The organism is Planobacterium oryzisoli (assembly GCF_015354315.1).
Taxonomy (GTDB): Bacteria; Bacteroidota; Bacteroidia; order Flavobacteriales; family Weeksellaceae; genus Planobacterium_A; species Planobacterium_A oryzisoli.
In genome coordinates, this window is sequence record NZ_JADKYY010000001.1 from 88,377 (window position 1) to 108,861 (window position 20,485).

Below are 20,485 nucleotides of genomic sequence, written 5' to 3' on the forward strand. Positions count from 1 at the left end.
ATGTTAAACTTCGTACTGCTACTACTAATTTCTGTTACTTTTGCCCTATGAAGAAAATGCACATTCATCTACTGTGGCTGGTACTTTTTGCCCTACTTTTATCAGCCTGTAAATCGAAAACAGTTGAAAAAAGGCAGACTGTACTCGATAAAGACAGTACGTTCACTCCCCCCGTTTCCAGTAAAGTACCATCGGAGAAAGAGGTACTGGTACTGCCTGAGGTACCCAGAGAGTTTAGAGCAGCCTGGATAGCCACAGTGGCCAATATTAACTGGCCCTCCCGAAATTCCCTAAGTGTGGCAGAACAAAAGAAGGAAGCTATTTATATTCTGGACAGGCTTTCTGAGGCCAACTTCAATGCCGTAATCTTTCAGGCTAGACCTTCTGGAGATGCTTTTTACGAAAGTGCCATGGAACCCTGGTCTTATTTTCTTACTGGAACCGTAGGAAAAGCTCCAGAACCTTACTACGATCCTTTGCAGTTCTGGATTCAGGAATCCCATAAAAGGGGTATGCAGCTCCACGTATGGATCAATCCGTATAGGGCGCACCATACGACCGGCGGGCCGATTACTTCGGCGAGTCTCGTAAAGAAGATGCCGGAACAAATTAAAAAGCTCCGTAACGGAATGTACTGGATGGATCCTTCCGATCCTCAGGTACAAGACCACGTATCTCGTGTTATAGCGGATATTGTGCAGCGCTATGAAATTGATGCCATACACATTGATGATTATTTTTACCCTTATAAGGAGTACAATGGAGGTCGGGATTTTCCGGATGAAAATTCTTGGATGGCGTACCTGAACTCAGGAGGTACATTGACTCGCGCGGACTGGCGTAGAGCCAATGTGAATAAGTTCATTAAGCGAATCCATACGGAGATTAAAGATATAAAGCCTACTGTAAAATTTGGGATTAGTCCTTTTGGAATTTGGAAAAGTGGATATCCTCAAGACGTGAAAGGTACCTCGCAGTTCGATGAACTGTATGCAGATGCCAAACTATGGCTTAATGAGGGATGGTTGGACTATTTCTCTCCTCAACTGTACTGGAAAGAAGAGGGGCCTCAGCGCTTTAGTTCTCTATTACGTTGGTGGCAACAGGAAAATTCGAAAGGGCGACACCTATGGCCTGGACTCAACACCGTCGGGGTGAAAAATGTGGAGAGTCGTGCTAGTGAAATTCAGGGCCAGATGAGTACGATCCGACGTGAGCTTCTAAAAAGTAAGGGTGAGATACATTACAGTATTGCAGGAGTACTAAAAGATCCACTCATGTACCAGACCATTAAAAAAACCTACGAGCAGAAAGCACTGGTGCCTAAAAGTCCTTGGATAAATGCTCCTGTCGTTCCTGCGCCCAGGCTCTTTGCCAGCGGGCAGCAGAGCTCCCTGCGCGTGGAATGGCGCACTGCACAGCCTGATAAGGTATTTGGATGGATTCTTTACGCAAAATACGATCAACAGTGGCAGTCCCATATCTTAGGTAAAGAGCAGCTGGTTCAAACACTGCCACGCACCAAAGACGGCAAGACACTCAAGGCCGTAGCATTAAGAGCGGTCGATCGTCTTGGGAACGAATCCGACTACGAGCACCTTGCAGTGGACTAATGCACTGAGCAGCAAAGCTTCCCACTTTTAATGAATTTTATATTCGTAGCAGGTGGTTTGGAATTTAGTTGTATCTTGCACTCAGTTATTAAGTTGAAATATCAATAGATGTTCATATGTCCGTTCGTTGATTTCAATATTATTAATCAGCAATTTTTATTATTTATTTATTATGAACATTTTTATTTCAAACCTCAACTACAACACTGTTGAGTCCGAGTTGCAAGCATTATTTGAAAACTACGGTACCGTAGATTCCGCTAAAATCATTTCCGATAGAGAAACAGGCAGAAGCCGTGGATTCGGATTTGTTGAAATGCCGGATAACGAAGAAGCACAAAAAGCAATTGAAGAATTAAACCAAAAGGAGTTTAAACAAAAAGTCCTTAATGTTTCCGAGGCACGTCCAAGAGAGGAGAGACCAAGAGGTGGTTTCAATTCGGGTGGTGGTTACAACCGTGGCGGAAACGAAAGAAGAAGAGACTGGTAGTTTAACTGCACATCCTTCATAAGAGCTTCAGGAAACTGGAGCTTTTTTCATTTCAAAATCCCTATATTTGCGCCAAAATTTAAGGTGCTGGCACCTTGTTCTACTCCGTTAATTTAAATATATGAAATGTGGTATCGTAGGACTTCCCAACGTGGGAAAGTCCACCTTGTTTAACTGTCTTAGCAATGCCAAAGCGCAGTCCGCCAATTATCCCTTCTGTACAATCGAACCCAATTTGGGAACGGTATCGGTTCCTGATCCAAGGCTTTTTGAGCTTGAAAAGCTGGTCAAACCAGAGCGCGTTCTTCCGGCGGTTGTTGAAATCGTAGATATTGCCGGACTCGTAAAAGGGGCTAGTAAAGGGGAAGGCTTAGGAAACCAATTCTTGGCCAATATCCGCGAATGTGAAGCCATTATTCACGTTTTGCGGTGCTTTGAAAATGGGAATATAGTGCACGTGGAGGGAACAGTAGATCCTTTGCGCGATAAAGAGATAATCGATATCGAGCTTCAGCTAAAAGATATAGAAACTATAAGTAAAGCGGTAGAGAAAGCCAAAAAATTTATAAAATCCGGAAAGAAGGAGGATGTCCTTACTTACGAGACACTACTTTCTCTTCAGAGCTTTCTTGAAGAGGGTCGCAATGCAAGAGAATTTGAAACCAATGACCTTACCAGGTCCATAATAGAAGATATTCAATTACTTACAAAGAAGCCGATTCTCTATGTGTGTAATGTAGATGAAGAAGGTATTAAAAACGGCAATCCGTGGATCGAGAAGATCCAGGAAATGGCCTCACAAGAAGGGGCAGAAGTGGTCGTGCTTGCAGCACAGATCGAGGCCGATATCAATGAACTAGAGACCTTCGAAGAACGGGAAATGTTTCTTGACGAACTAGGTCTAAGCGAACCCGGGGTAAACCGCTTAATACGTAAGGCATACGCCCTTTTAAAACTTCAGACCTACTTTACTGCAGGAGTTAAAGAGGTCCGCGCTTGGACCATAGGCCAAGGATGGACTGCTCCTCAGGCGGCCGGAGTAATCCATACGGATTTTGAGAAGGGATTCATCCGGGCAGAAGTTATTAAATACGACGATTACATTCACTTTGGTTCGGAGGCTAAAGTAAAGGAAGCCGGCAAAATGGGGGTGGAAGGAAAGGAGTATATTGTTAAGGACGGAGATATTATGCATTTTCGATTCAACGTATAATAGGAAATTTGCTCTACATCTATAAAGGCGGACATTGTCCGTCTTTTTTTGTAAATAATAACAAATTTTAACACAATCTTTCCTTTCAAATTTGTAAATTAGAAATACCAAATAACAGATTATGAACAATTTAGAAGGAAAGGTAGCTATGGTTACTGGTGCCGGGTCAGGTATAGGACTAGCTACTGCACAGTTACTTGCCCGCCGCGGCGCAAGTGTGGTTTTAAGTGATATAGACCAGGAAAGTGTGAAGAAAGCCACCGAGGAGTTGATTCAAAATGGAATGACGGCCGCTTATTTCAAGGCCGACACCTCTAGTTTAGAAGCGCATGAAGCTATGATGGTTTTCATAATGGAGAAATTCGGAAGGTTGGACATAGCAGTCAATAACGCTGGAATTGGTAGTAAATTTGAGAAAACCGCTGAAGTGTCGGCTCAGGACTGGCAAAAAGTTATTGATATTAATCTCACCGGAGTGTTTTACGGAATGAAAACCCAGATTCCCGCAATGATGAAAAGCTCTGGAGGATCCATTGTGAACATAGCATCAATTTTGGGCCAAGTCGGATTCTTGGGAGCTGCCGCGTATATTGCCTCTAAACATGGGGTGGTTGGGCTAACCAAGGCAGGTGCTCTAGACCACGCTTCCGATAAGATAAGAGTAAATGCTATTGGACCGGGCTTTATCTATACCGGCTTAGTGAATGAAGAGACCATGGGCAAGGAAGCCATTACGGATTTGGAACAAAAGCATGCATTGCATCGGCTAGGTACTCCTGAGGAGGTGGCAGCGCTCTGTGCGTTTCTAGCTAGTGACGAGGCTTCATTTATTACTGGTAGTTATTATCCGGTGGATGGAGGATACTTAGCGATGTAGAAAAATAAAAATAAAGAGCATATGAGTAAAAAAATTGCAGTACTTGTGGGAAGTCTTAGGAAAGACTCTTATAATCTAAAAGTGGCCGAGTTCTTTAAGAATTTGGAGAATGGAGATTTGGAACTAGAAATTATTGATATCGGGCATCTAGCGCATTACAACGAGGATTTGGATAAGGAGCCTCTGCCAGAAGGCTGGGAAGAATTTCGCACCAAGATTAAAGGTGCAGACGGTTTTCTTTTCGTGACTCCTGAATACAATCGTAGCGTACCTAGTGCACTAAAAAATGCTTTGGATATCGGGTCAAGGCCATACGGACAAAATGCATGGGCAGGTAAGCCCGGAGCAGTTGTGAGTGTTTCACAGAGCGCTCTGGGTGGCTTTGGAGCAAACCATGCGTTAAGACAAAGTATGGTTTTCTTGGATGTGCCTTTAATGCAACAGCCAGAGGCGTATATCGGTCAGGTGCAGAACCTGTTACAAGACGATGGCTCCTTTGTAAAGGATACACAGGAATTCTTAAAGCAATTTATGCAGGCGTACCAGAAGTGGGTTAGTAATTTTTAAGTGGAAATTTGCATATAACCAGCAAAGCATTGAAAGGGCAGTGGCTCGTTCAATGCTTTTTTGTTTTAACTTTGACGATACAAGCTTTTCACCATGCGAACCCTTTTTTCTCAGAAAACCATCCTACGGAGTATGGTTTTGCTAGCACTATTCCTGCTGCTAGTCTTAGCTTTTGAGCTTAAGTATTTTACCACCGGTTTCCTTGGAGCCATTGTACTTTATGCGGTCGTACGCAGATATTTTTTATACCTAACTGAAAGAAAACGTTGGAATAAACTTGTCTCTACGTTATGGATTCTTTTTTTGATTATTGTGAGCTTTGGGGTGCCTTTATGGCTTTTGCTTGAAATCTTAATTCCTCAAATAAATGATGTCATTGACCATCCTCAGGAGATTATCAAAAAATTTAACCCGGTAGTAGAATTCATACAGGGCAATGAGTATATCCAGCGACTGGATTTTCAAATAGATAATGAGCAGTTAATAACCATTGTAAACCGAGTTCTGTCTTATATACCTTCAACGTTGAACTGGGTAGGTAATTTCTTTGCAAATATATTTGTGGCACTCTTCATTCTCTATTTTATGCTGATGAGTAACCGCACTATGGAAGCGCAAGTAAAAGCGTTAGTACCACTCTCAGAAGGTGCCAAAAACTACTTTATCACAGCAAACCTGGAACTGATTCGCTCCAATGCCTATGGAGTTCCTATCCTTGCGGTCAGCCAGGCACTCATCGCCATAGTAGGATATAGTATTTTTGGCGTTGAGAAAGCAGTGTTCTGGGGACTGCTTACCGGTGTTGCTTCCATTGTTCCGGTAGTTGGAACGATGGTAGTATGGATTCCAATATGCATTTATCAGATAGCAACAGGTCAGATGGATCAAGGGCTTATGCTTGCACTGTACTGTTTTATATTGGTTGGTGGGATAGATAATGTCTTACGCTTTACACTATTAAAGAAAATGGCCGATATTCACCCTTTAATAACGGTATTTGGTGTTTTGGTAGGTCTTAAGCTTTTTGGTGCCATGGGCTTGGTTTTTGGACCTTTGCTTCTTTCACTTCCATTTGTACTATACCAGACCTATACTATAGAACGAGGACAAAGGTTAGAAGCGGGTCCCTATCCTGGTCCTATTGATAAACACTCTTCTTAACTGATTGGAACGTTTTTTACTAACAATTAACTTTACGGGTGAAGGAACTTGTGCTATCTCATAAAGGAATTCGTGCGATTATTTGTGGCGCAATAGCGTGGCAGAACCATAGCAGTAACCTTGCTCTTAGTATGTAACAGTTAGTGAATTTACCCTACTTATTGGTAAAAAAGTACACTATGAACAATCATGAAATAGACTACACAATTCACGGTGAGGAAATGCAATGCGTTGAAATTGAACTGGATCCCCAGGAGAGTGTTATCTCTGAACCTGGCAGTTTTATGATGATGACCGACGGGATAGAAATGAAGACTATGTTTGGCGATGGAAACGAGAAGGGAATCATGGGTAAATTATTTTCTGCAGGCAAACGGCTTCTAACAGGAGAGAATCTGTTTATGACCGTCTATACCAATCATTCTGCAGGAAAGAAACAAGTAAGTTTCGCAGCACCGTATTCAGGTAAAATCATTCCACTGGATCTCTCAGAACTGAATGGGAAAGTTATTTGTCAGAAAGACAGTTTTTTGTGTGCAGCTAAAGGTGTGGCTGTGGGAATTGAATTTCAGAAGAAATTAGGTACGGGCCTCTTCGGAGGCGAGGGATTTATCATGCAAAAGCTCGAAGGCGACGGAATGTGTTTTGTCCATAGTGGAGGACATGTCATCGAAAAAGTGCTTTTACCTGGGGAAGTATTAAAGGTGGACACGGGTTGTATTGTAGCATTCACCCAAGAGGTAGATTACGATATACAGTTTGTGGGTGGAATTAAAAATACCCTTTTCGGTGGAGAAGGTCTTTTCTTTGCACAACTTCGCGGACCGGGTAAGGTATGGATCCAGACACTGCCCATATCGCGACTTGCGAACAGGATTCTACAGTTTGGTACGCAAAAGAAAGGAGAGGAAGGTTCATTACTAGGAGGGTTAGGGCGGATGCTGGACGGTGACGGTATGTAAAACTGCACTATCGTAAACGCTCGCTTTGCTAAAGAATACACAGACCCAGGAGAACCTGTCTTCTCTGGGTCTTTTTTATTGGATTTGTGAAGAAACTTTCTCTAAAATATTTTCCAATTCCTTTGTATTTCAATACTTTTGTAGTTATGCGGCTTTATAACTGCAAAACTCCAAAACTAGATAAATCCAACGTTTTTAATGAGCGATAACAATACAGTGCAATATACTGAGGCTAATATTCGGACTCTGGATTGGCAGGAACATATCCGTCAGCGTCCGGGAATGTACATTGGTAAATTGGGTGACGGTTCTTCGGCGGACGACGGCATTTATATCCTTTTGAAAGAGATCATTGACAATTCAGTCGATGAATTCGTGATGAAGTCTGGAAAACGCATTGAGATTAAAATCGACGAAGGCAGAGCGCAGATCAGAGACTATGGAAGGGGAATACCTCTTGGTAGCGTTGTGGATGCGGTATCCAAGATGAACACTGGAGCAAAGTACGACAGTAAGGCTTTTAAGAAGGCAGTGGGATTGAATGGAGTGGGTACCAAAGCAGTGAACGCACTTTCCGAATACTTCCGTGTACGTTCTTTTCGGGACGGACAGATGAAAATTGCCGAATTCTCACAAGGTACTATAACGCAGAACCATCAAGAATCTTCAACCTCAGAGCGCAATGGTACCGAGATTACTTTTATCCCCGATGCGACCATTTTTACGCATTTCAAGTTCCGCAAAGAGTATATCGAGCGAATGCTCCGTAATTATGTATACTTAAATCCTGGTTTAAAGATTCTGTTTAATGGAGAGACATTCTATTCAGAGAACGGTCTGAAAGATCTGCTTCAAGAAGAACTGGAAGAAGAAATTTTGTATCCCATCATTCATCTTAAAGATGAAGATATTGAAATTGCCATCACGCATTCCGACAAAAGTCAGTCCGAGACTTATTTTTCATTTGTCAACGGTCAGAACACAACTCAGGGCGGTACTCATCTCAATGCATTCAAAGAAGCCTATGTAAAGACCGTACGTGAGTTTCTTAACAAAAACTACGAAGCAGCCGATATTCGCAAATCCATCATAGCCGCAGTTTCTATTAAAGTCATTGAGCCGGTGTTTGAATCCCAGACTAAAACAAAACTAGGCTCCAGTGATATGGAACCGGGAAAGGAAACTATACGCGCTTTTATGATCGGATTCTTAAAGAAAGCGCTGGATAATTATTTGCATAAGAATACTCCTACTGCTGAGGCGCTTCAACGCAAGATACTTGTCTCTGAAAGAGAGCGAAAGGAGCTATCCGGTATTCAGAAACTTGCTCGTGAGAGAGCTAAGAAAGTATCTCTGCACAATAAAAAATTAAGGGATTGCAGGCAACACTATAACGACCAGAGGGCTCTTAGGAAAAGCGAGTCACAGATCTTCATCACCGAGGGAGATTCCGCATCGGGATCCATTACTAAATCAAGGGATGTGGAAACGCAGGCTGTTTTTTCGCTTCGCGGAAAGCCTTTGAATTCTTATGGCCTTACCAAAAGAGTGGTTTATGAGAACGAGGAGTTCAACCTGCTCCAAGCTGCGCTCAATATTGAAGATTCATTGGAAGATTTGCGTTACAATCAAGTGATTATTGCCACCGATGCGGACGTGGACGGTATGCATATCCGATTGTTGATGATTACCTTCTTTCTCCAGTTTTTCCCCGATCTCATAAAGAATGGCCATTTGTATATACTGCAAACCCCCTTGTTCCGTGTACGGAATAAGAAGGAGACTAGGTACTGTTACAGCGATGCAGAGCGAATAAAAGCACTTAATGAACTAGGTAAAAATCCGGAGATCACAAGGTTTAAGGGACTTGGAGAGATCTCACCGGATGAATTTAAGCACTTTATAGGAAAAGATATCAGGTTGGAACCCGTCGTGTTAGGTAAAGATCAGACCATAGAGCAGCTTCTTGAATTCTACATGGGAAAGAACACTCCGGACAGGCAAAATTTCATTCTTTCCAACTTGGTGATTGAAGATCCTGAAATTGACAAAAAACAGCAACTAGAAGAAACCTTATAACCTTTAGAACCAAAGAGGACTTAAAACATGTCTGAAGAACATTATAACGAGGGTGAGAGTTTAAAGAAAGTCTCCGGTCTGTATAAGGACTGGTTTTTGGATTATGCTTCCTATGTAATCCTTGATCGCGCTATTCCATCCGTATTCGACGGATTCAAGCCGGTACAACGTAGAATCATGCATTCCATGCGTGAACTGGAGGATGGTCGCTACAACAAGGTCGCAAACATTGTAGGTAATACCATGAAGTACCATCCCCATGGTGATGCATCCATAACGGATGCTATGGTGCAAATTGGTCAAAAAGAACTTCTCATCGATACGCAGGGAAACTGGGGAAATATTTTTACAGGGGATTCTGCAGCTGCAGCGCGTTATATTGAAGCGCGTCTGACCCCATTTGCACTCGAGGTGGTATTTAACCCCAAAACGACACATTGGGTCAAGTCCTACGACGGTCGTAATAATGAACCCGTGGATCTTCCCGTAAAGTTCCCGCTACTTTTGGCGCAGGGTGTAGAAGGGATAGGTGTGGGTTTGTCTACAAAGATTCTACCGCATAATTTTAACGAATTGATTGCGGCCTCCATTGCGCACCTAAAAGGAAGGAAATTCGAACTTTATCCTGACTTCCTTACCGGGGGGCTACTGGATGTCTCTGAATATAATGACGGGGAGCGTGGCGGTAAAGTTCGTGCCCGAGCAAAGATAATTCATAAAGAGAAGAACACTCTTTCAATCACTGAACTTCCGTACGGAAAGAATACCGGCGATTTGATAGATTCGATAGTTAAAGCCACCGAGAAGGGAAAAATAAAGATCAAAAAAATAGAAGATAATACGTCTTCGAAAGTAGAGATACTTATTCATTTGCACAATGATGTTTCCCCGGATAGAACCATCGATGCGTTGTATGCATTTACGGATTGCCAGGTGTCGATTTCTCCAAACGCCTGTGTTATTGTAGGAGATAAGCCCATGTTTCTGTCGGTTTCGGAGATATTGAGGATGAACACCGACCATACGGTCGGACTATTAAAGAGAGAATTAGAAATTGAACTAGACGAACTTCAGGAGAGCTGGCATTTTGCTTCCTTGGAACGTATTTTTATAGAGAATAGGATTTACCACGATATAGAGGAAGTAAAGTCGTGGGATGAGGTGCTCTCTACCATTGAAACTGGACTAAAGCCACATACCGGCCATCTGCTTCGTGCGGTAACACAAGAAGATATAGTAAAACTTACGGAGATTCGTATCAAACGTATATCCAGATTTGACTTGGACAAATTCAAAGAAACCATTGCATCTTTGGAAGAGAAGATTGCGCAGTGCAAATTCCATCTTGAAAATTTAATTTCCTACGCAATAGAGTACTATACACGGATCCAGAAAAAATACGGTAAGGATAAGATACGCCGTACGGAGCTACGCGTTTTTGATACCATCGATGCTACTAAAGTTGCTGTAGCCAATGAGAAATTCTATGTAAATAGGGAAGAGGGCTTTATAGGAACGTCCCTGCGCAAGGATGAGTATCTGTTCGATTGCTCCGATATTGACGATATTATAGTGTTTCGCAGAGATGGAACTATGAAAGTAGTCAAAGTCGAAGGCAAGACCTTTGTAGGCAAGGATATTCTCCATGTGGGCATCTGGAAAAAAGGAGACCAGAGAACCGTATATAACATGATATACAGAGAAGGCAAGGAAGGACCTTATTATATGAAGCGGTTTGCAGTCACTGCCGTGACGAGAAATACCGATTATGCATTGGCTTCAGAAATGAAAGGCTCCAGTGTACTTTATTTTTCTGCCAATCCCAATGGCGAAGCTGAGATTGTATCAGTGCTTTTAAAACCCAACCCACGCGTACGCAAAAGTCGCATGGATGTGGATTTTTCAGAGCTAGCAATAAAGGGAAGAAGCGCACGAGGCAACCTGGTCACTAAGTATGCCGTGAAGAAGGTTGAACTCAAGGAAGAGGGAGTCTCCACGCTGGCGCCACGAAAAATCTGGTTTGATGAAAAAGTGCGGAGGCTTAATGTGGAGGGGCGAGGCGTTTTACTTGGAACTTTTAAAGGCGACGATAAAATTTTAACGGTAACCGACCAAGGGGAGGCACGTCTGGTGAATTTTGATCTTTCCAACCGGTTTGACGATCAATACCTTATTCTTGAGAAATGGCATCCTGAGCAACCTCTGGGGTGCGTGTATTTCGACGGAGAGAAAGGTATATATTATATCAAGCGATTTATTCTGGAAAATAATTTTTCAACACAGAGCTTTATGCCATCGCAGCATGCAAAGTCCTTTATCGAAGCAGTTTTTGTGGGTAACGGTGTACAAGCAGAGTTGGTATATTCCAAAGAAAAAGGTAAAGAAAAGGATAACGATATTATTGCAGTAGATGAGTTTATTGCAGTAAAAGGAATAAAGGCCATAGGAAACCAGCTCACAAAGCATAAGATTAGGTCCGTAGAATTACATTATCCCCAGGAATCTTTAGTGGAGAGTGGTTCTGAGCAAATCCTTTCCGAGCCTGAAGCGGAAAATAGTGATCTCCCTGATGAAGGCATTATTGGTAATTTGTTCGAAGAATAACATAACGATTTATGGATCAGATTTTATTAATCATTATAGTACTAACCGGTGTTATTAGCTATTACGCTTTGAATAACCAAGCGGTATTTGAAAAATACAAGTTTAATGTAGGCGATATAATCCACCGAAAGGAATATATTCGGTTACTGTCCGCTGGATTTTTGCATGCAGACTTCATGCACTTGGCATTCAATATGCTGACGCTCTATTTTTTCGGACCCATTGTCCTGGAAGCCTTTGGGGTAATTGGGTTCTTGCTGGTGTATTTAGGATCTATACTGCTTGGTAACCTTTTCTCATTGTTTCTCTATAAGCACCAGGGTTGGTATAGTGCGATCGGTGCGAGTGGAGGAGTGTCCGGGATTCTCTTTAGTGCAATTGCTGTCTATCCCCAGATAGGCATTTACTTTTTCTTTATTCCCATTGCTATTCCAGGATATATTTTCGGCTTACTCTACTTTGGGTATTCGGTATATATGATGCTTAATCCACGCCCTCACGACAATATAGGACATGCAGCGCATTTAGGTGGAGCGTTCTTTGGATTGGTCTATGCCATTGCAGTACTGCCGGAACTGGCCCTTGGGAATGCCCGCTATATACTTATTATGTCCCTGCCACTACTGTATTTATCGTACCAAATCTTCGTGCGAAAAAAGATTTAGCTACCTACTTTATACCCACCACGAAACGGTCGTTGCCGGAAAGGTCCTGAATTAGTTCAGTGCGGGTACATACCTTATTAAATAAGTCCAAGGTCTCATTACCTAATTTCTGGTTTATTTCCACTAGAACTAGCCCACCGCTACGAAGGTGGGATTGTGCATCTTTAGCCAACTTCCTATAGAAAACCAGTGGATCAGGTCCCGGGGCAAAAAGAGCATTGTAGGGTTCAAAACCAAGCACATTGCGCTCAATGTTTTGGAGTTCTTCTTCTGAGATGTAGGGTGGATTGGAGATTAAAACGTCTACGTTTTGTACAGGAAAACTACTACGAAGGTAGTCCATGCAAACAAATTCGATTTTCTGCAAGTGGCGCTGCGCGTTACTCTTCGCTATCTCAATCGCTTCTGGGGATACGTCTATTCCCCATACCACTGCGTGCGGCTGATGTATCTTGAGAATTATTGGTATAACTCCTGAGCCGGTCCCGATATCTACTATGGTAAGGTGTTCTTTGAAATCTTTTTCTAGTGCTATCCTCTGTAGGGCTAGTTCCACAAGTTCTTCGGTTTCAGGTCGTGGTATTAGAACGGAGGGAGTAACCACGAAATCTTTTCCATAAAAGGTACTCTCACCTATAATATATTGGTATGGTTCTGATTGCTCCAGCCTTAATAAAGCATTCCTAATTTCGCTCTCTCGAGTAAAATGGCCGCTGATCTGTTGGTAGAGAAACCTTATTTCGGATTGTGAATAGAGATGTTGAAGCCTACGATCAAATTCCAACTGTAGCGAAAATGCATCCATATTAGCGAGTGAAAGTGATTTTTTGATCGGTTGATAAAGACTCCTCGTACCGGTAACCCTCCAGATTAAACCCAAAGAGCTGTTCCTTTTTGGTAACTTGATGTATTGCGCAGTAACGGACCATTAATCCCCGTGCGTGTTTGGTATAGACTACGATGTTTTTGGGTTTGCCTGATTTTAATTCCAAGAATTCTACATCCAGCACCTGATTAGTAAGTTGTTTGAAATCGAGTGCCCTTGCATATTCAGCACTTGCTAGATTTAAAATAATTTCTCCTTTTTTCAGTTCTTTGGATAGTCGCTCAGTAAGGATTTCTTTCCAGAAAGAGTATAGGTCTGAATGACCTTCTATTGCAAATTTCCGGCCCATTTCCAAGCGGTAAAGCATAATACGGTCCGAGGGACGTAACAATCCGTAAAGACCTGAAAGAATTCGGTAATTCTTTTGTAAGTACTGTAGTTCCGCCTCGCCCAGACTTGAAGCATCAAGGCCTCTGTATACTTCTCCCTGAAATGCAAAAATGGCCTGGGCGCTTTCAGATGTTTTGGGATGGGGTACCCAGTTTTGAAAACGTTCCCAATTTTCATCAGCCAGTTTATCGGAAATCTCCATCAGTTTTTTTAGGTACTGAGGAGTCTTTGTTTTTATAACTTCATGAAGAGCGGTTGCCTGCTCAATAAAAAGGGGAGTGGAAGATCTTAAAGGAGATTCCACTTTGTGGCCGGTCTTCATTAGTTTTGCCGGAGAAGTAACTATCTTCATTTACGGTATTTTGTACTATGGTTGTAGTATAATTATAACTGCCCTTTACCTTCACGGATGATCTCAGGTTCACCTGAGGTTAGATCGACCACAGTGGAGGCGGTGTTGTCTCCAAATCCCGAATCAATTACGACATCTACCAGATTCTCGTATTTTTCGGCTATCAACTCAGGATCTGTGGTGTATTCCAAAACTTCATCGTCGTCTTTGATTGAAGTGGAAGCGATTGGATGGCCTAACTTTTCCACAATTAGCTGAGGAATGTTATGCTCCGGAACGCGTATGCCAATCGTCTTTTTCCCTTTATAGGCTAGAGGAAGATTTTTGTTTGCTTCCAAGATGAAAGTGAACGGGCCGGGGATATTATTCTTAAGAATTCTAAAGATGCTTGTGTCGATCGGTTTAGTATACGCGGATAAGTGACTCAGGTCATTGCATATAATAGAGAATTGCGCCTTTTCGAGTTTTACCTTCTTGACTTGAGCCAAACGTTCCATGGCACGGATATTATTTATATCGCATCCAAGAGCGTACACAGTATCCGAGGGATAGATTATAAGACCTCCGTCTCTTAAGACTTTTACCACCTCGTCTATAGCGTTTTGCTGTGGATTTTCAGGATGTATTCTAATTATGCGTGCCATTAAGCAAAGTTACTAAATTCTCTTCTGAGCCCAATAAAGCTTCACATTATTTGCAAAATGAAAGAAATTGTGTATATTTGCAATCCAATATCGCGGGGTAGAGCAGTAGGTAGCTCGTCGGGCTCATAACCCGGAGGTCGCACGTTCGAGTCGTGTCCCCGCTACTAATTCTACGAAGTTTTCATTTGCGGATGTGATGGAAATTTTTATTACCAAACACCGCGGGGTAGAGCAGTAGGTAGCTCGTCGGGCTCATAACCCGGAGGTCGCACGTTCGAGTCGTGTCCCCGCTACTAAGAAAATACAGAGAATCACAAAGTGGTTCTCTGTTTTAATTTATGGTCATGATTGATTTACCGGGTTTAGCAATAAAAGATTATTATGAGCAAAATCGTTCAAGCAGACTTTATGTGCACGATAGGTTTGGGCCCAAAGTTCTTATGCCGGTGTCTTTGTATTTTAGAAGTTTTGCACAAATGCCCGAGCTGGAGCAGTTGGCAGTGCGTAGTAGTAAAGGGTCTGTTTTAGATATTGGTGCTGGAGCGGGTTCACATGCCCTTGAGCTGCAGGAAAGAGGATTGGACGTGTGTGCCTTGGAGATCTCAGAAAGTGGCTGCAAGGTAATGAGAGATAGAGGAGTGAGGGAAGTAGTATGTGCAGATTTTTTTTCATTTTCAGGTAGGAAGTACGACACACTGCTACTGCTAATGAACGGCATAGGCTTGTGCAGCGATTTACAGGGGTTTGGGGTTTTCTTAGAAAAAGCCAAAGAGCTTCTAAAGACAGGCGGGCAGATTATTTTCGATTCGTGTGATATTAAGTATATGTACGAAGAGTTCATCCTTCCTTCCAATTATTATTATGGTGAAGTGGAGTGTAGTTACCAGTACGGTTCTTTAAGGAGTGCTTGGTTCAAATGGCTCTATATAGATTACAGTACCATGCAAAAAATAGCCCGCAGTAAAGGGTTTGAGTCGGAGCAATTAGCTAAAGATAGTAACCATCAATATCTCGCAAAATTAACTTTAAGTGCTTTATAGGATATAATTTATAAGTACTTATAAATGAATAAAATATATAATTTATATCAGAAGATACTTTAAAAAAAAGCATCGGTTCTAAACCGATGCTCTTTTTAAAGTTCTTTTTCTTTTTATTTCATTTTCTTAGAATCTTCTATAAACTGAGCGAGTCCTTTGTCTGTTAAAGGGTGATTCAATAAACTTAAGATTGGAGCCAAAGGAGATGTAATTACATCGGCGCCAAGTTTAGCACAATCAATTATATGCATGGAGTGGCGAATCGACGCTGCAAGAATTTGTGTAGGGTAACCGTAGTTGTCAAAAATAGTACGGATTTCATTAATAAGGTTCAGACCGTCGACAGATATATCGTCCAGTCTTCCTAGAAATGGAGAAACGTAGGTAGCCCCGGCTTTTGCTGCTAACAAGGCTTGACCAGCGGAAAAAATTAGGGTGCAGTTGGTTTTTATTCCTTTATCGGTAAAATATTTAAGGGCTTTGATTCCGTCTTTTATCATTGGAATTTTCACAACAATATTAGGATGAATCGCCGCAAGTTCTTCTCCCTCTTTGATCATTTCCTCGTAGGTAGTAGATAGGACTTCGGCTGAGATGTCTCCATCAACGATCTCGCAAATAGCACTGTAGTGTGCATTGATAGCCTCATTGCCGCTAATTCCCTCCTTAGCCATAAGGCTGGGATTGGTAGTTACTCCATCCAGGATACCAAGATCCTGTGCTTCTTTGATTTGCTCTAAATTAGCAGTGTCGATAAAAAATTTCATTGTAAAAGTGGGTTTTTGCTTTCCGACAAAGATATGAAAATCGTCTGGCAGAAGGTAGTAAAGTTTTAGCCAAGAAAGCTTATTTAAAGAATAACCCGCACAAGGTTCGAATGGTATAATGTATGCGGACCTCTCGCAGAAAATCGCTATATTTGATAGGAAGTTTATTTTTTCTTACGCATGAAATCCTTTTTATCTCTCTCATTGCTATGCGTGTCAACAGCAGTTGTCTTTGCACAACAAGAAACCTATTGTAATCCCATCAATATAGATTACGGGTATACTCCCTTTGAAGTTTTTTCCAAACAAGGAAAGCATAGGGCCACTGCAGATCCAGTCATTGTGAACTTCAAGGACCGTCTCTTTCTCTTTTCTACTAATCAGGAGGGGTATTGGCACAGCGAGGACATGCTGAATTGGAAATTCGTTTACCGTAAGTTCTTGAGGGATGACAAATATATACACGATTTAAATGCTCCAGCAGCCTGGGTTATGGACGATGCTCTTTATGTGTACGGTTCTACCTGGGAATCGGATTTTCCTATATGGAAAAGTAAGAATCCCACCAAAGACGAATGGGAAATTGCAGTGGATACACTTAAAGTGGGTGCTTGGGATCCTGCATTTCACTACGATCAGGACACCAAGAAGTTATTTCTTTATTGGGGTTCTAGTAACGAATGGCCTTTATTAGGAACAGAAATTAATACCAAGACGATGCAGAGTGAAGGCTATGTGAAACCCATTCTACGACTAAAACCTGAAGACCATGGGTGGGAACGCTTTGGTGAATACAACGATAATGTATTTCTGCAACCATTTGTAGAGGGCGCATGGGTAACAAAGCATAACGGAAAGTACTATATGCAGTATGGTGCTCCCGCTACTGAATTTAGTGGCTATGCAGATGGAGTGTATGTGTCAAGCAATCCACTGGAAGGATACCAGTACCAAAAGCACAACCCATTTTCCTACAAACCAGGCGGATTTGCAAGGGGTGCGGGGCATGGATCTACTTTTCAGGATAAATATGATAATTACTGGCACGTATCAACCATTTTTATCTCCACTAAAAATAATTTTGAAAGGCGGTTAGGAATATGGCCTGCAGGATTTGATAAGGATGATGTAATGTACAGTATTACGGCGTATGGAGATTATCCCACGTACACTCCAGAATACGCTCAAGGTCAGGACTTCACAAAAGGACTGTTCACTGGATGGATGCTGTTGAATTATAACAAGCCTGTTCAAGTGTCCTCCACCCTGGGAGGCTACCATGCCAATTACGGAGTGGATGAGGATATAAAAACATACTGGAGTGCCCAAACCTCCGGCAAGGGAGAGTGGTTTCAGACTGACTTGGGTACTACCTCTACTGTGTATGCGATTCAAGTGAATTATGCTGACCAGGATGTTGAGTTCATGGGAAAAACCCTTGGAAAAGCGCACCAGTATAAAATTTATGGTTCACTAGATGGTAAGAAGTGGTCAACAGTGGTTGATAAGAGTAAAAATACTACGGATGTTCCGCACGACTATATTGAATTAGAGAAACCGGTGAAAGCGCGTTTTCTCAAGATGGAAAATAATAAAATGCCAACCGGAAAGTTTGCTCTAAGTGGTCTTAGGGCGTTCGGAAAGGGATCCGGACCCGTGCCTGCTCCCGTGGAAAATTTTGTACCCTTACGAGCAGATCCTAAAAAACATGGAGAACGGCGCAGTATTTGGATGAAGTGGCAACAGAATTCTCTTGCAGACGGATACGTGATTTATTTTGGAAAAGATCCTGACAAGCTCTATGGAAGTATAATGGTTTATGGTAAAAATGAGTATTTCTTTACTGGAGCCGACCGTACGGATACATACTATTTTCAAATAGAGGCATTCAATGCTAATGGAATTTCCGAGCGTTCACAAATATATAAATCAGAGTAACATGAAAGCCACCTTAACATTATTTCTTCTCTGTATCGGCCTGTGCTGCACGGGACAAATTAAAAACTTACGAATGCAAAGTTCGGGTTCACAGCCTCTGGTGCTGGTAAATAACACCATTTGTGGATTTGGTTTTTATAAATCCCTTCAAAATGCATTAATAGAAAGTATGCATGTGTACAATAAAAAATTGCCTGAAGACATGAAAGCTTTCGGTTCGTTTCTTTCTCGAGGTATCATCTCTATTCAAACTACAAAGCCGTTAGAAGCGGAGCCCTCATTTACCTTGCAGCAACTCAATCAAATGAACGGCATTGCAAAGGACAATCCTGTGGAAGTGGATGGAGTAGTCATTTCCGATTCACAAGTCAGAGTTTTTGCAAAATCCATAGCCCTGCTAAAAACGCAGAAGAAAAGTCTGGAACCACAGCTTATTGTACTAACAGAAAATAATGCGAACAATTACCGCTCCATTATAATGCCCCGTAAGGACAGTTATTTAGAGCAGACCTCTACTACTTTACCGTGACTGTTACTAGGAATGTAGTCTGGTCTAATGTTCTTTCCTTCTTTCATAATTGTACGAGCCCTGCCATTTGGTATTTAACTGTTGTCGTATTTTCTCTTCTGTAGTATTATGACCAGGATGGTAGTATACCGTTCCATCTAATTGATCTGGCAGAAACTGTTGCTGCGTGAAGTTTCCTTGATAGGAATGTGCATACTTGTAATTTTTTCCATAGTCCAGAGATTTCATCAACTGTGTCGGCGAATTTCTAAGATGCAGAGGTACCGGGAGATTTCCCGATCGTCGTACTTCCTCGACAGCCGCATTAATCGCTGTATAGGTACTGTTGCTTTTTGCCGATACTGCTAAGTATACTGCGGTCTGACTTAAGATTATTCTAGACTCAGGATATCCAATGACGCTCACTGCTTGAAAGCAGGAATTTGCCATGGTCAGTGCCTGCGGATTAGCTAGACCTATATCCTCACTGGCTAAAATCAATAGCCTACGTGCAATGAATTTCAAATCCTCACCCGCCTCAATCATTCGTGCTAGCCAATATACCGCTGCGTTGGGGTCAGATCCACGGATGGATTTTATAAATGCTGAAATAATGTCGTAGTGCTGCTCTCCATTCTTGTCGTAGAGTACAATATTTTCCTGCAGCGTTTCCTTGGCCATCTCCGAGGTTATTAAAGTGGTGTCCGTGGATAGGTATTGGCCTAGGACAAGGTCCACGGCATTAATCAGTTTACGTGCATCGCCGGCACTGTAATGTTTAAAGACAGCAGTATCCTCAATAGCGAACTGGCTATGGTGCAGTTCGTTAAAACGCTTGGTGGCCTGATGGGCTAACTGATCTAAATGCTCGTTCTCTAAAGGTTTAAGAACATATACCTGTGAACGTGACAGTAATGCCGACACCACCTCAAAACTAGGATTTTCCGTGGTAGCGCCCACCAGGACAATCCATCCTTTTTCCACTGCATGAAGAAGGGAGTCCTGCTGGGATTTATTAAAACGATGAATTTCATCAATGAACAATACAGGAGCTTTCCCAGAAAAAAGATGCTGATTTTTTGCCTTTTCAATCACTTCACGTACTTCCTTGACTCCACTACTCACTGCTGATAGTTTATAGAAATCCCGTCCCGACTGGCTCGAAATTATTTCTGCCAAGGTGGTTTTTCCTGTACCAGGGGGTCCCCAGAAAATCATCGACTGCAGATGGCCACTTTTCAACATACGGGCAATCGTACCTTGATTACCTGTAAGATGTTGCTGGCCAAGTACCTGATCAAGTGTGGTGGGTCGCATTTTCTCTGCGAGCGGAATTTGACTGTGCATACTCTCTACTTTATTTCTCAAAGTTAATAAATCTACAAAGGGATGTGCAAGGTGAAATATTTTAAGTTATTTTTGTACTGGTATGAACTCGAAATTTCAGCGAATCACAATTTTGCCTCTGGTTTTCCTGGTGCGCGCTTACCAGTTGTTTCTATCTCCATTACTTGGTAAGAACTGCCGGTACCACCCCACGTGCTCCACTTATATGTTGGAAGCACTGAAAAAATACGGACCCCTAAAAGGGACCTATCTTGGATTAAAGAGGATAAGTAGGTGCCATCCGTGGGGAGGAGAGGGCTACGACCCGGTACCTTAATAGATACTTAAGCAAAAAAATTTACTATGAATAATATTATTAGAAAAACGGCATTTCTCATTTTACTACTGTCAATAGTCGTTGTCAAAGCCCAATTGTATCCTTCAGGTCTTTCAACAGGACGAA

The 20,485-nt window shown here is 42.1% G+C and carries 19 protein-coding genes and 2 tRNA genes; 16 read left to right on the forward strand and 5 right to left on the reverse strand.

What is annotated here, in order from left to right; all coding sequences use genetic code 11:
- Positions 1–47 precede the first annotated feature (47 nt).
- From IC612_RS00380 to IC612_RS00425, 10 genes are all read left to right on the forward strand, one after another.
- On the forward strand, positions 48–1,613 hold the full coding sequence (locus tag IC612_RS00380) for a glycoside hydrolase family 10 protein (RefSeq protein WP_194738188.1): 1,566 nt from the start codon (positions 48–50) through the stop codon (positions 1,611–1,613).
- A gap of 172 nt (positions 1,614–1,785) precedes the next feature.
- Positions 1,786–2,103 (forward strand): RNA recognition motif domain-containing protein, encoded by a 318-nt coding sequence (locus IC612_RS00385; protein WP_194738189.1) that lies wholly within the window; start codon positions 1,786–1,788, stop codon positions 2,101–2,103.
- Between the two features lie 121 nt (positions 2,104–2,224).
- A complete protein-coding gene (ychF, locus tag IC612_RS00390; RefSeq protein ID WP_194738190.1) occupies positions 2,225–3,316 on the forward strand; it encodes a redox-regulated ATPase YchF in 1,092 nt (363 codons plus the stop codon).
- A gap of 121 nt (positions 3,317–3,437) precedes the next feature.
- Positions 3,438–4,193, forward strand: a complete 756-nt coding sequence (locus IC612_RS00395) for an SDR family NAD(P)-dependent oxidoreductase (protein ID WP_194738191.1) — start codon at positions 3,438–3,440, stop codon at positions 4,191–4,193.
- 21 nt (positions 4,194–4,214) lie between these two features.
- The gene (locus IC612_RS00400; RefSeq protein ID WP_194738192.1) at positions 4,215–4,760 is read left to right on the forward strand and encodes an NADPH-dependent FMN reductase; all 546 of its coding nucleotides are present in this window, start codon (positions 4,215–4,217) and stop codon (positions 4,758–4,760) included.
- 93 nt (positions 4,761–4,853) lie between these two features.
- The gene (locus IC612_RS00405) at positions 4,854–5,921 is read left to right on the forward strand and encodes an AI-2E family transporter (protein ID WP_194738193.1); all 1,068 of its coding nucleotides are present in this window, start codon (positions 4,854–4,856) and stop codon (positions 5,919–5,921) included.
- Positions 5,922–6,100: 179 nt separating this feature from the next.
- Complete coding sequence (locus IC612_RS00410; protein ID WP_194738194.1) at positions 6,101–6,883, forward strand: TIGR00266 family protein; 783 nt, start codon at positions 6,101–6,103, stop codon at positions 6,881–6,883.
- A 198-nt stretch (positions 6,884–7,081) separates the two neighbouring features.
- Positions 7,082–8,962, forward strand: a complete 1,881-nt coding sequence (locus IC612_RS00415) for a DNA topoisomerase IV subunit B (RefSeq protein ID WP_194738195.1) — start codon at positions 7,082–7,084, stop codon at positions 8,960–8,962.
- Positions 8,963–8,989: 27 nt separating this feature from the next.
- Positions 8,990–11,566, forward strand: coding sequence for a DNA gyrase/topoisomerase IV subunit A (locus IC612_RS00420; RefSeq protein ID WP_194738196.1), 2,577 nt, complete (start codon positions 8,990–8,992; stop codon positions 11,564–11,566).
- 11 nt (positions 11,567–11,577) lie between these two features.
- Positions 11,578–12,231, forward strand: coding sequence for a rhomboid family intramembrane serine protease (locus tag IC612_RS00425; RefSeq protein WP_194738197.1), 654 nt, complete (start codon positions 11,578–11,580; stop codon positions 12,229–12,231).
- A gap of 4 nt (positions 12,232–12,235) precedes the next feature.
- On the opposite strand, the gene prmC is transcribed toward IC612_RS00425, so the two are convergent.
- Genes prmC through IC612_RS00440 form a run of 3 tightly spaced genes read right to left on the reverse strand, consistent with a single transcriptional unit; the run spans position 12,236 to position 14,443 of the window.
- A complete protein-coding gene (gene prmC, locus IC612_RS00430) occupies positions 12,236–13,036 on the reverse strand; it encodes a peptide chain release factor N(5)-glutamine methyltransferase (protein WP_194738198.1) in 801 nt (266 codons plus the stop codon).
- A gap of 1 nt (position 13,037) precedes the next feature.
- Positions 13,038–13,799: a peroxide stress protein YaaA gene (yaaA, locus tag IC612_RS00435; protein ID WP_194738199.1), complete on the reverse strand. Its 762-nt coding sequence runs from the start codon at positions 13,797–13,799 to the stop codon at positions 13,038–13,040.
- 32 nt (positions 13,800–13,831) lie between these two features.
- Positions 13,832–14,443, reverse strand: a complete 612-nt coding sequence (locus IC612_RS00440) for an L-threonylcarbamoyladenylate synthase (RefSeq protein ID WP_194738200.1) — start codon at positions 14,441–14,443, stop codon at positions 13,832–13,834.
- 91 nt (positions 14,444–14,534) lie between these two features.
- Between IC612_RS00440 and IC612_RS00445 the strand changes: the two genes are divergently transcribed.
- From IC612_RS00445 to IC612_RS00455, 3 genes are all read left to right on the forward strand, one after another.
- Positions 14,535–14,607, forward strand: a tRNA-Met gene (locus IC612_RS00445).
- A gap of 56 nt (positions 14,608–14,663) precedes the next feature.
- A tRNA-Met gene (locus tag IC612_RS00450) sits at positions 14,664–14,736 on the forward strand.
- A 51-nt stretch (positions 14,737–14,787) separates the two neighbouring features.
- Positions 14,788–15,483, forward strand: coding sequence for a class I SAM-dependent methyltransferase (locus tag IC612_RS00455; protein WP_228512811.1), 696 nt, complete (start codon positions 14,788–14,790; stop codon positions 15,481–15,483).
- Between the two features lie 113 nt (positions 15,484–15,596).
- Here IC612_RS00455 and fsa read toward each other — a convergent pair whose 3' ends face one another.
- Positions 15,597–16,250 carry a fructose-6-phosphate aldolase gene (gene fsa / locus IC612_RS00460; RefSeq protein ID WP_194738202.1) on the reverse strand — a complete coding sequence of 218 codons (654 nt, stop codon included), beginning with the start codon at positions 16,248–16,250 and terminating at the stop codon, positions 15,597–15,599.
- Between the two features lie 180 nt (positions 16,251–16,430).
- On the opposite strand from fsa, the gene IC612_RS00465 reads away from it, so the two are divergent.
- On the forward strand, positions 16,431–18,188 hold the full coding sequence (locus IC612_RS00465) for a discoidin domain-containing protein (RefSeq protein ID WP_194738203.1): 1,758 nt from the start codon (positions 16,431–16,433) through the stop codon (positions 18,186–18,188).
- A 1-nt stretch (position 18,189) separates the two neighbouring features.
- A complete protein-coding gene (locus IC612_RS00470; protein ID WP_194738204.1) occupies positions 18,190–18,717 on the forward strand; it encodes a hypothetical protein in 528 nt (175 codons plus the stop codon).
- Positions 18,718–18,741: 24 nt separating this feature from the next.
- On the opposite strand, the gene IC612_RS00475 is transcribed toward IC612_RS00470, so the two are convergent.
- Positions 18,742–20,043 (reverse strand): replication-associated recombination protein A, encoded by a 1,302-nt coding sequence (locus IC612_RS00475; protein ID WP_194738205.1) that lies wholly within the window; start codon positions 20,041–20,043, stop codon positions 18,742–18,744.
- An 82-nt stretch (positions 20,044–20,125) separates the two neighbouring features.
- Here IC612_RS00475 and yidD point away from each other — a divergent pair, with 82 nt between their 5' ends.
- Positions 20,126–20,359 carry a membrane protein insertion efficiency factor YidD gene (gene yidD, locus IC612_RS00480; protein ID WP_194738206.1) on the forward strand — a complete coding sequence of 78 codons (234 nt, stop codon included), beginning with the start codon at positions 20,126–20,128 and terminating at the stop codon, positions 20,357–20,359.
- Positions 20,360–20,485 lie beyond the last annotated feature (126 nt).

Coding starts and splice junctions, on each gene's coding strand:
- IC612_RS00380 (WP_194738188.1), top strand. CDS start 48: ATGAAGAAAATGCACATTCATCTACTGTGGCTGGTACTTTTTGCCCTA.
- IC612_RS00385 (WP_194738189.1), top strand. CDS start 1,786: ATGAACATTTTTATTTCAAACCTCAACTACAACACTGTTGAGTCCGAG.
- ychF (WP_194738190.1), top strand. CDS start 2,225: ATGAAATGTGGTATCGTAGGACTTCCCAACGTGGGAAAGTCCACCTTG.
- IC612_RS00395 (WP_194738191.1), top strand. CDS start 3,438: ATGAACAATTTAGAAGGAAAGGTAGCTATGGTTACTGGTGCCGGGTCA.
- IC612_RS00400 (WP_194738192.1), top strand. CDS start 4,215: ATGAGTAAAAAAATTGCAGTACTTGTGGGAAGTCTTAGGAAAGACTCT.
- IC612_RS00405 (WP_194738193.1), top strand. CDS start 4,854: ATGCGAACCCTTTTTTCTCAGAAAACCATCCTACGGAGTATGGTTTTG.
- IC612_RS00410 (WP_194738194.1), top strand. CDS start 6,101: ATGAACAATCATGAAATAGACTACACAATTCACGGTGAGGAAATGCAA.
- IC612_RS00415 (WP_194738195.1), top strand. CDS start 7,082: ATGAGCGATAACAATACAGTGCAATATACTGAGGCTAATATTCGGACT.
- IC612_RS00420 (WP_194738196.1), top strand. CDS start 8,990: ATGTCTGAAGAACATTATAACGAGGGTGAGAGTTTAAAGAAAGTCTCC.
- IC612_RS00425 (WP_194738197.1), top strand. CDS start 11,578: ATGGATCAGATTTTATTAATCATTATAGTACTAACCGGTGTTATTAGC.
- prmC (WP_194738198.1), bottom strand. CDS start 13,036: ATGGATGCATTTTCGCTACAGTTGGAATTTGATCGTAGGCTTCAACAT.
- yaaA (WP_194738199.1), bottom strand. CDS start 13,799: ATGAAGATAGTTACTTCTCCGGCAAAACTAATGAAGACCGGCCACAAA.
- IC612_RS00440 (WP_194738200.1), bottom strand. CDS start 14,443: ATGGCACGCATAATTAGAATACATCCTGAAAATCCACAGCAAAACGCT.
- IC612_RS00455 (WP_228512811.1), top strand. CDS start 14,788: ATGATTGATTTACCGGGTTTAGCAATAAAAGATTATTATGAGCAAAAT.
- fsa (WP_194738202.1), bottom strand. CDS start 16,250: ATGAAATTTTTTATCGACACTGCTAATTTAGAGCAAATCAAAGAAGCA.
- IC612_RS00465 (WP_194738203.1), top strand. CDS start 16,431: ATGAAATCCTTTTTATCTCTCTCATTGCTATGCGTGTCAACAGCAGTT.
- IC612_RS00470 (WP_194738204.1), top strand. CDS start 18,190: ATGAAAGCCACCTTAACATTATTTCTTCTCTGTATCGGCCTGTGCTGC.
- IC612_RS00475 (WP_194738205.1), bottom strand. CDS start 20,043: ATGCACAGTCAAATTCCGCTCGCAGAGAAAATGCGACCCACCACACTT.
- yidD (WP_194738206.1), top strand. CDS start 20,126: ATGAACTCGAAATTTCAGCGAATCACAATTTTGCCTCTGGTTTTCCTG.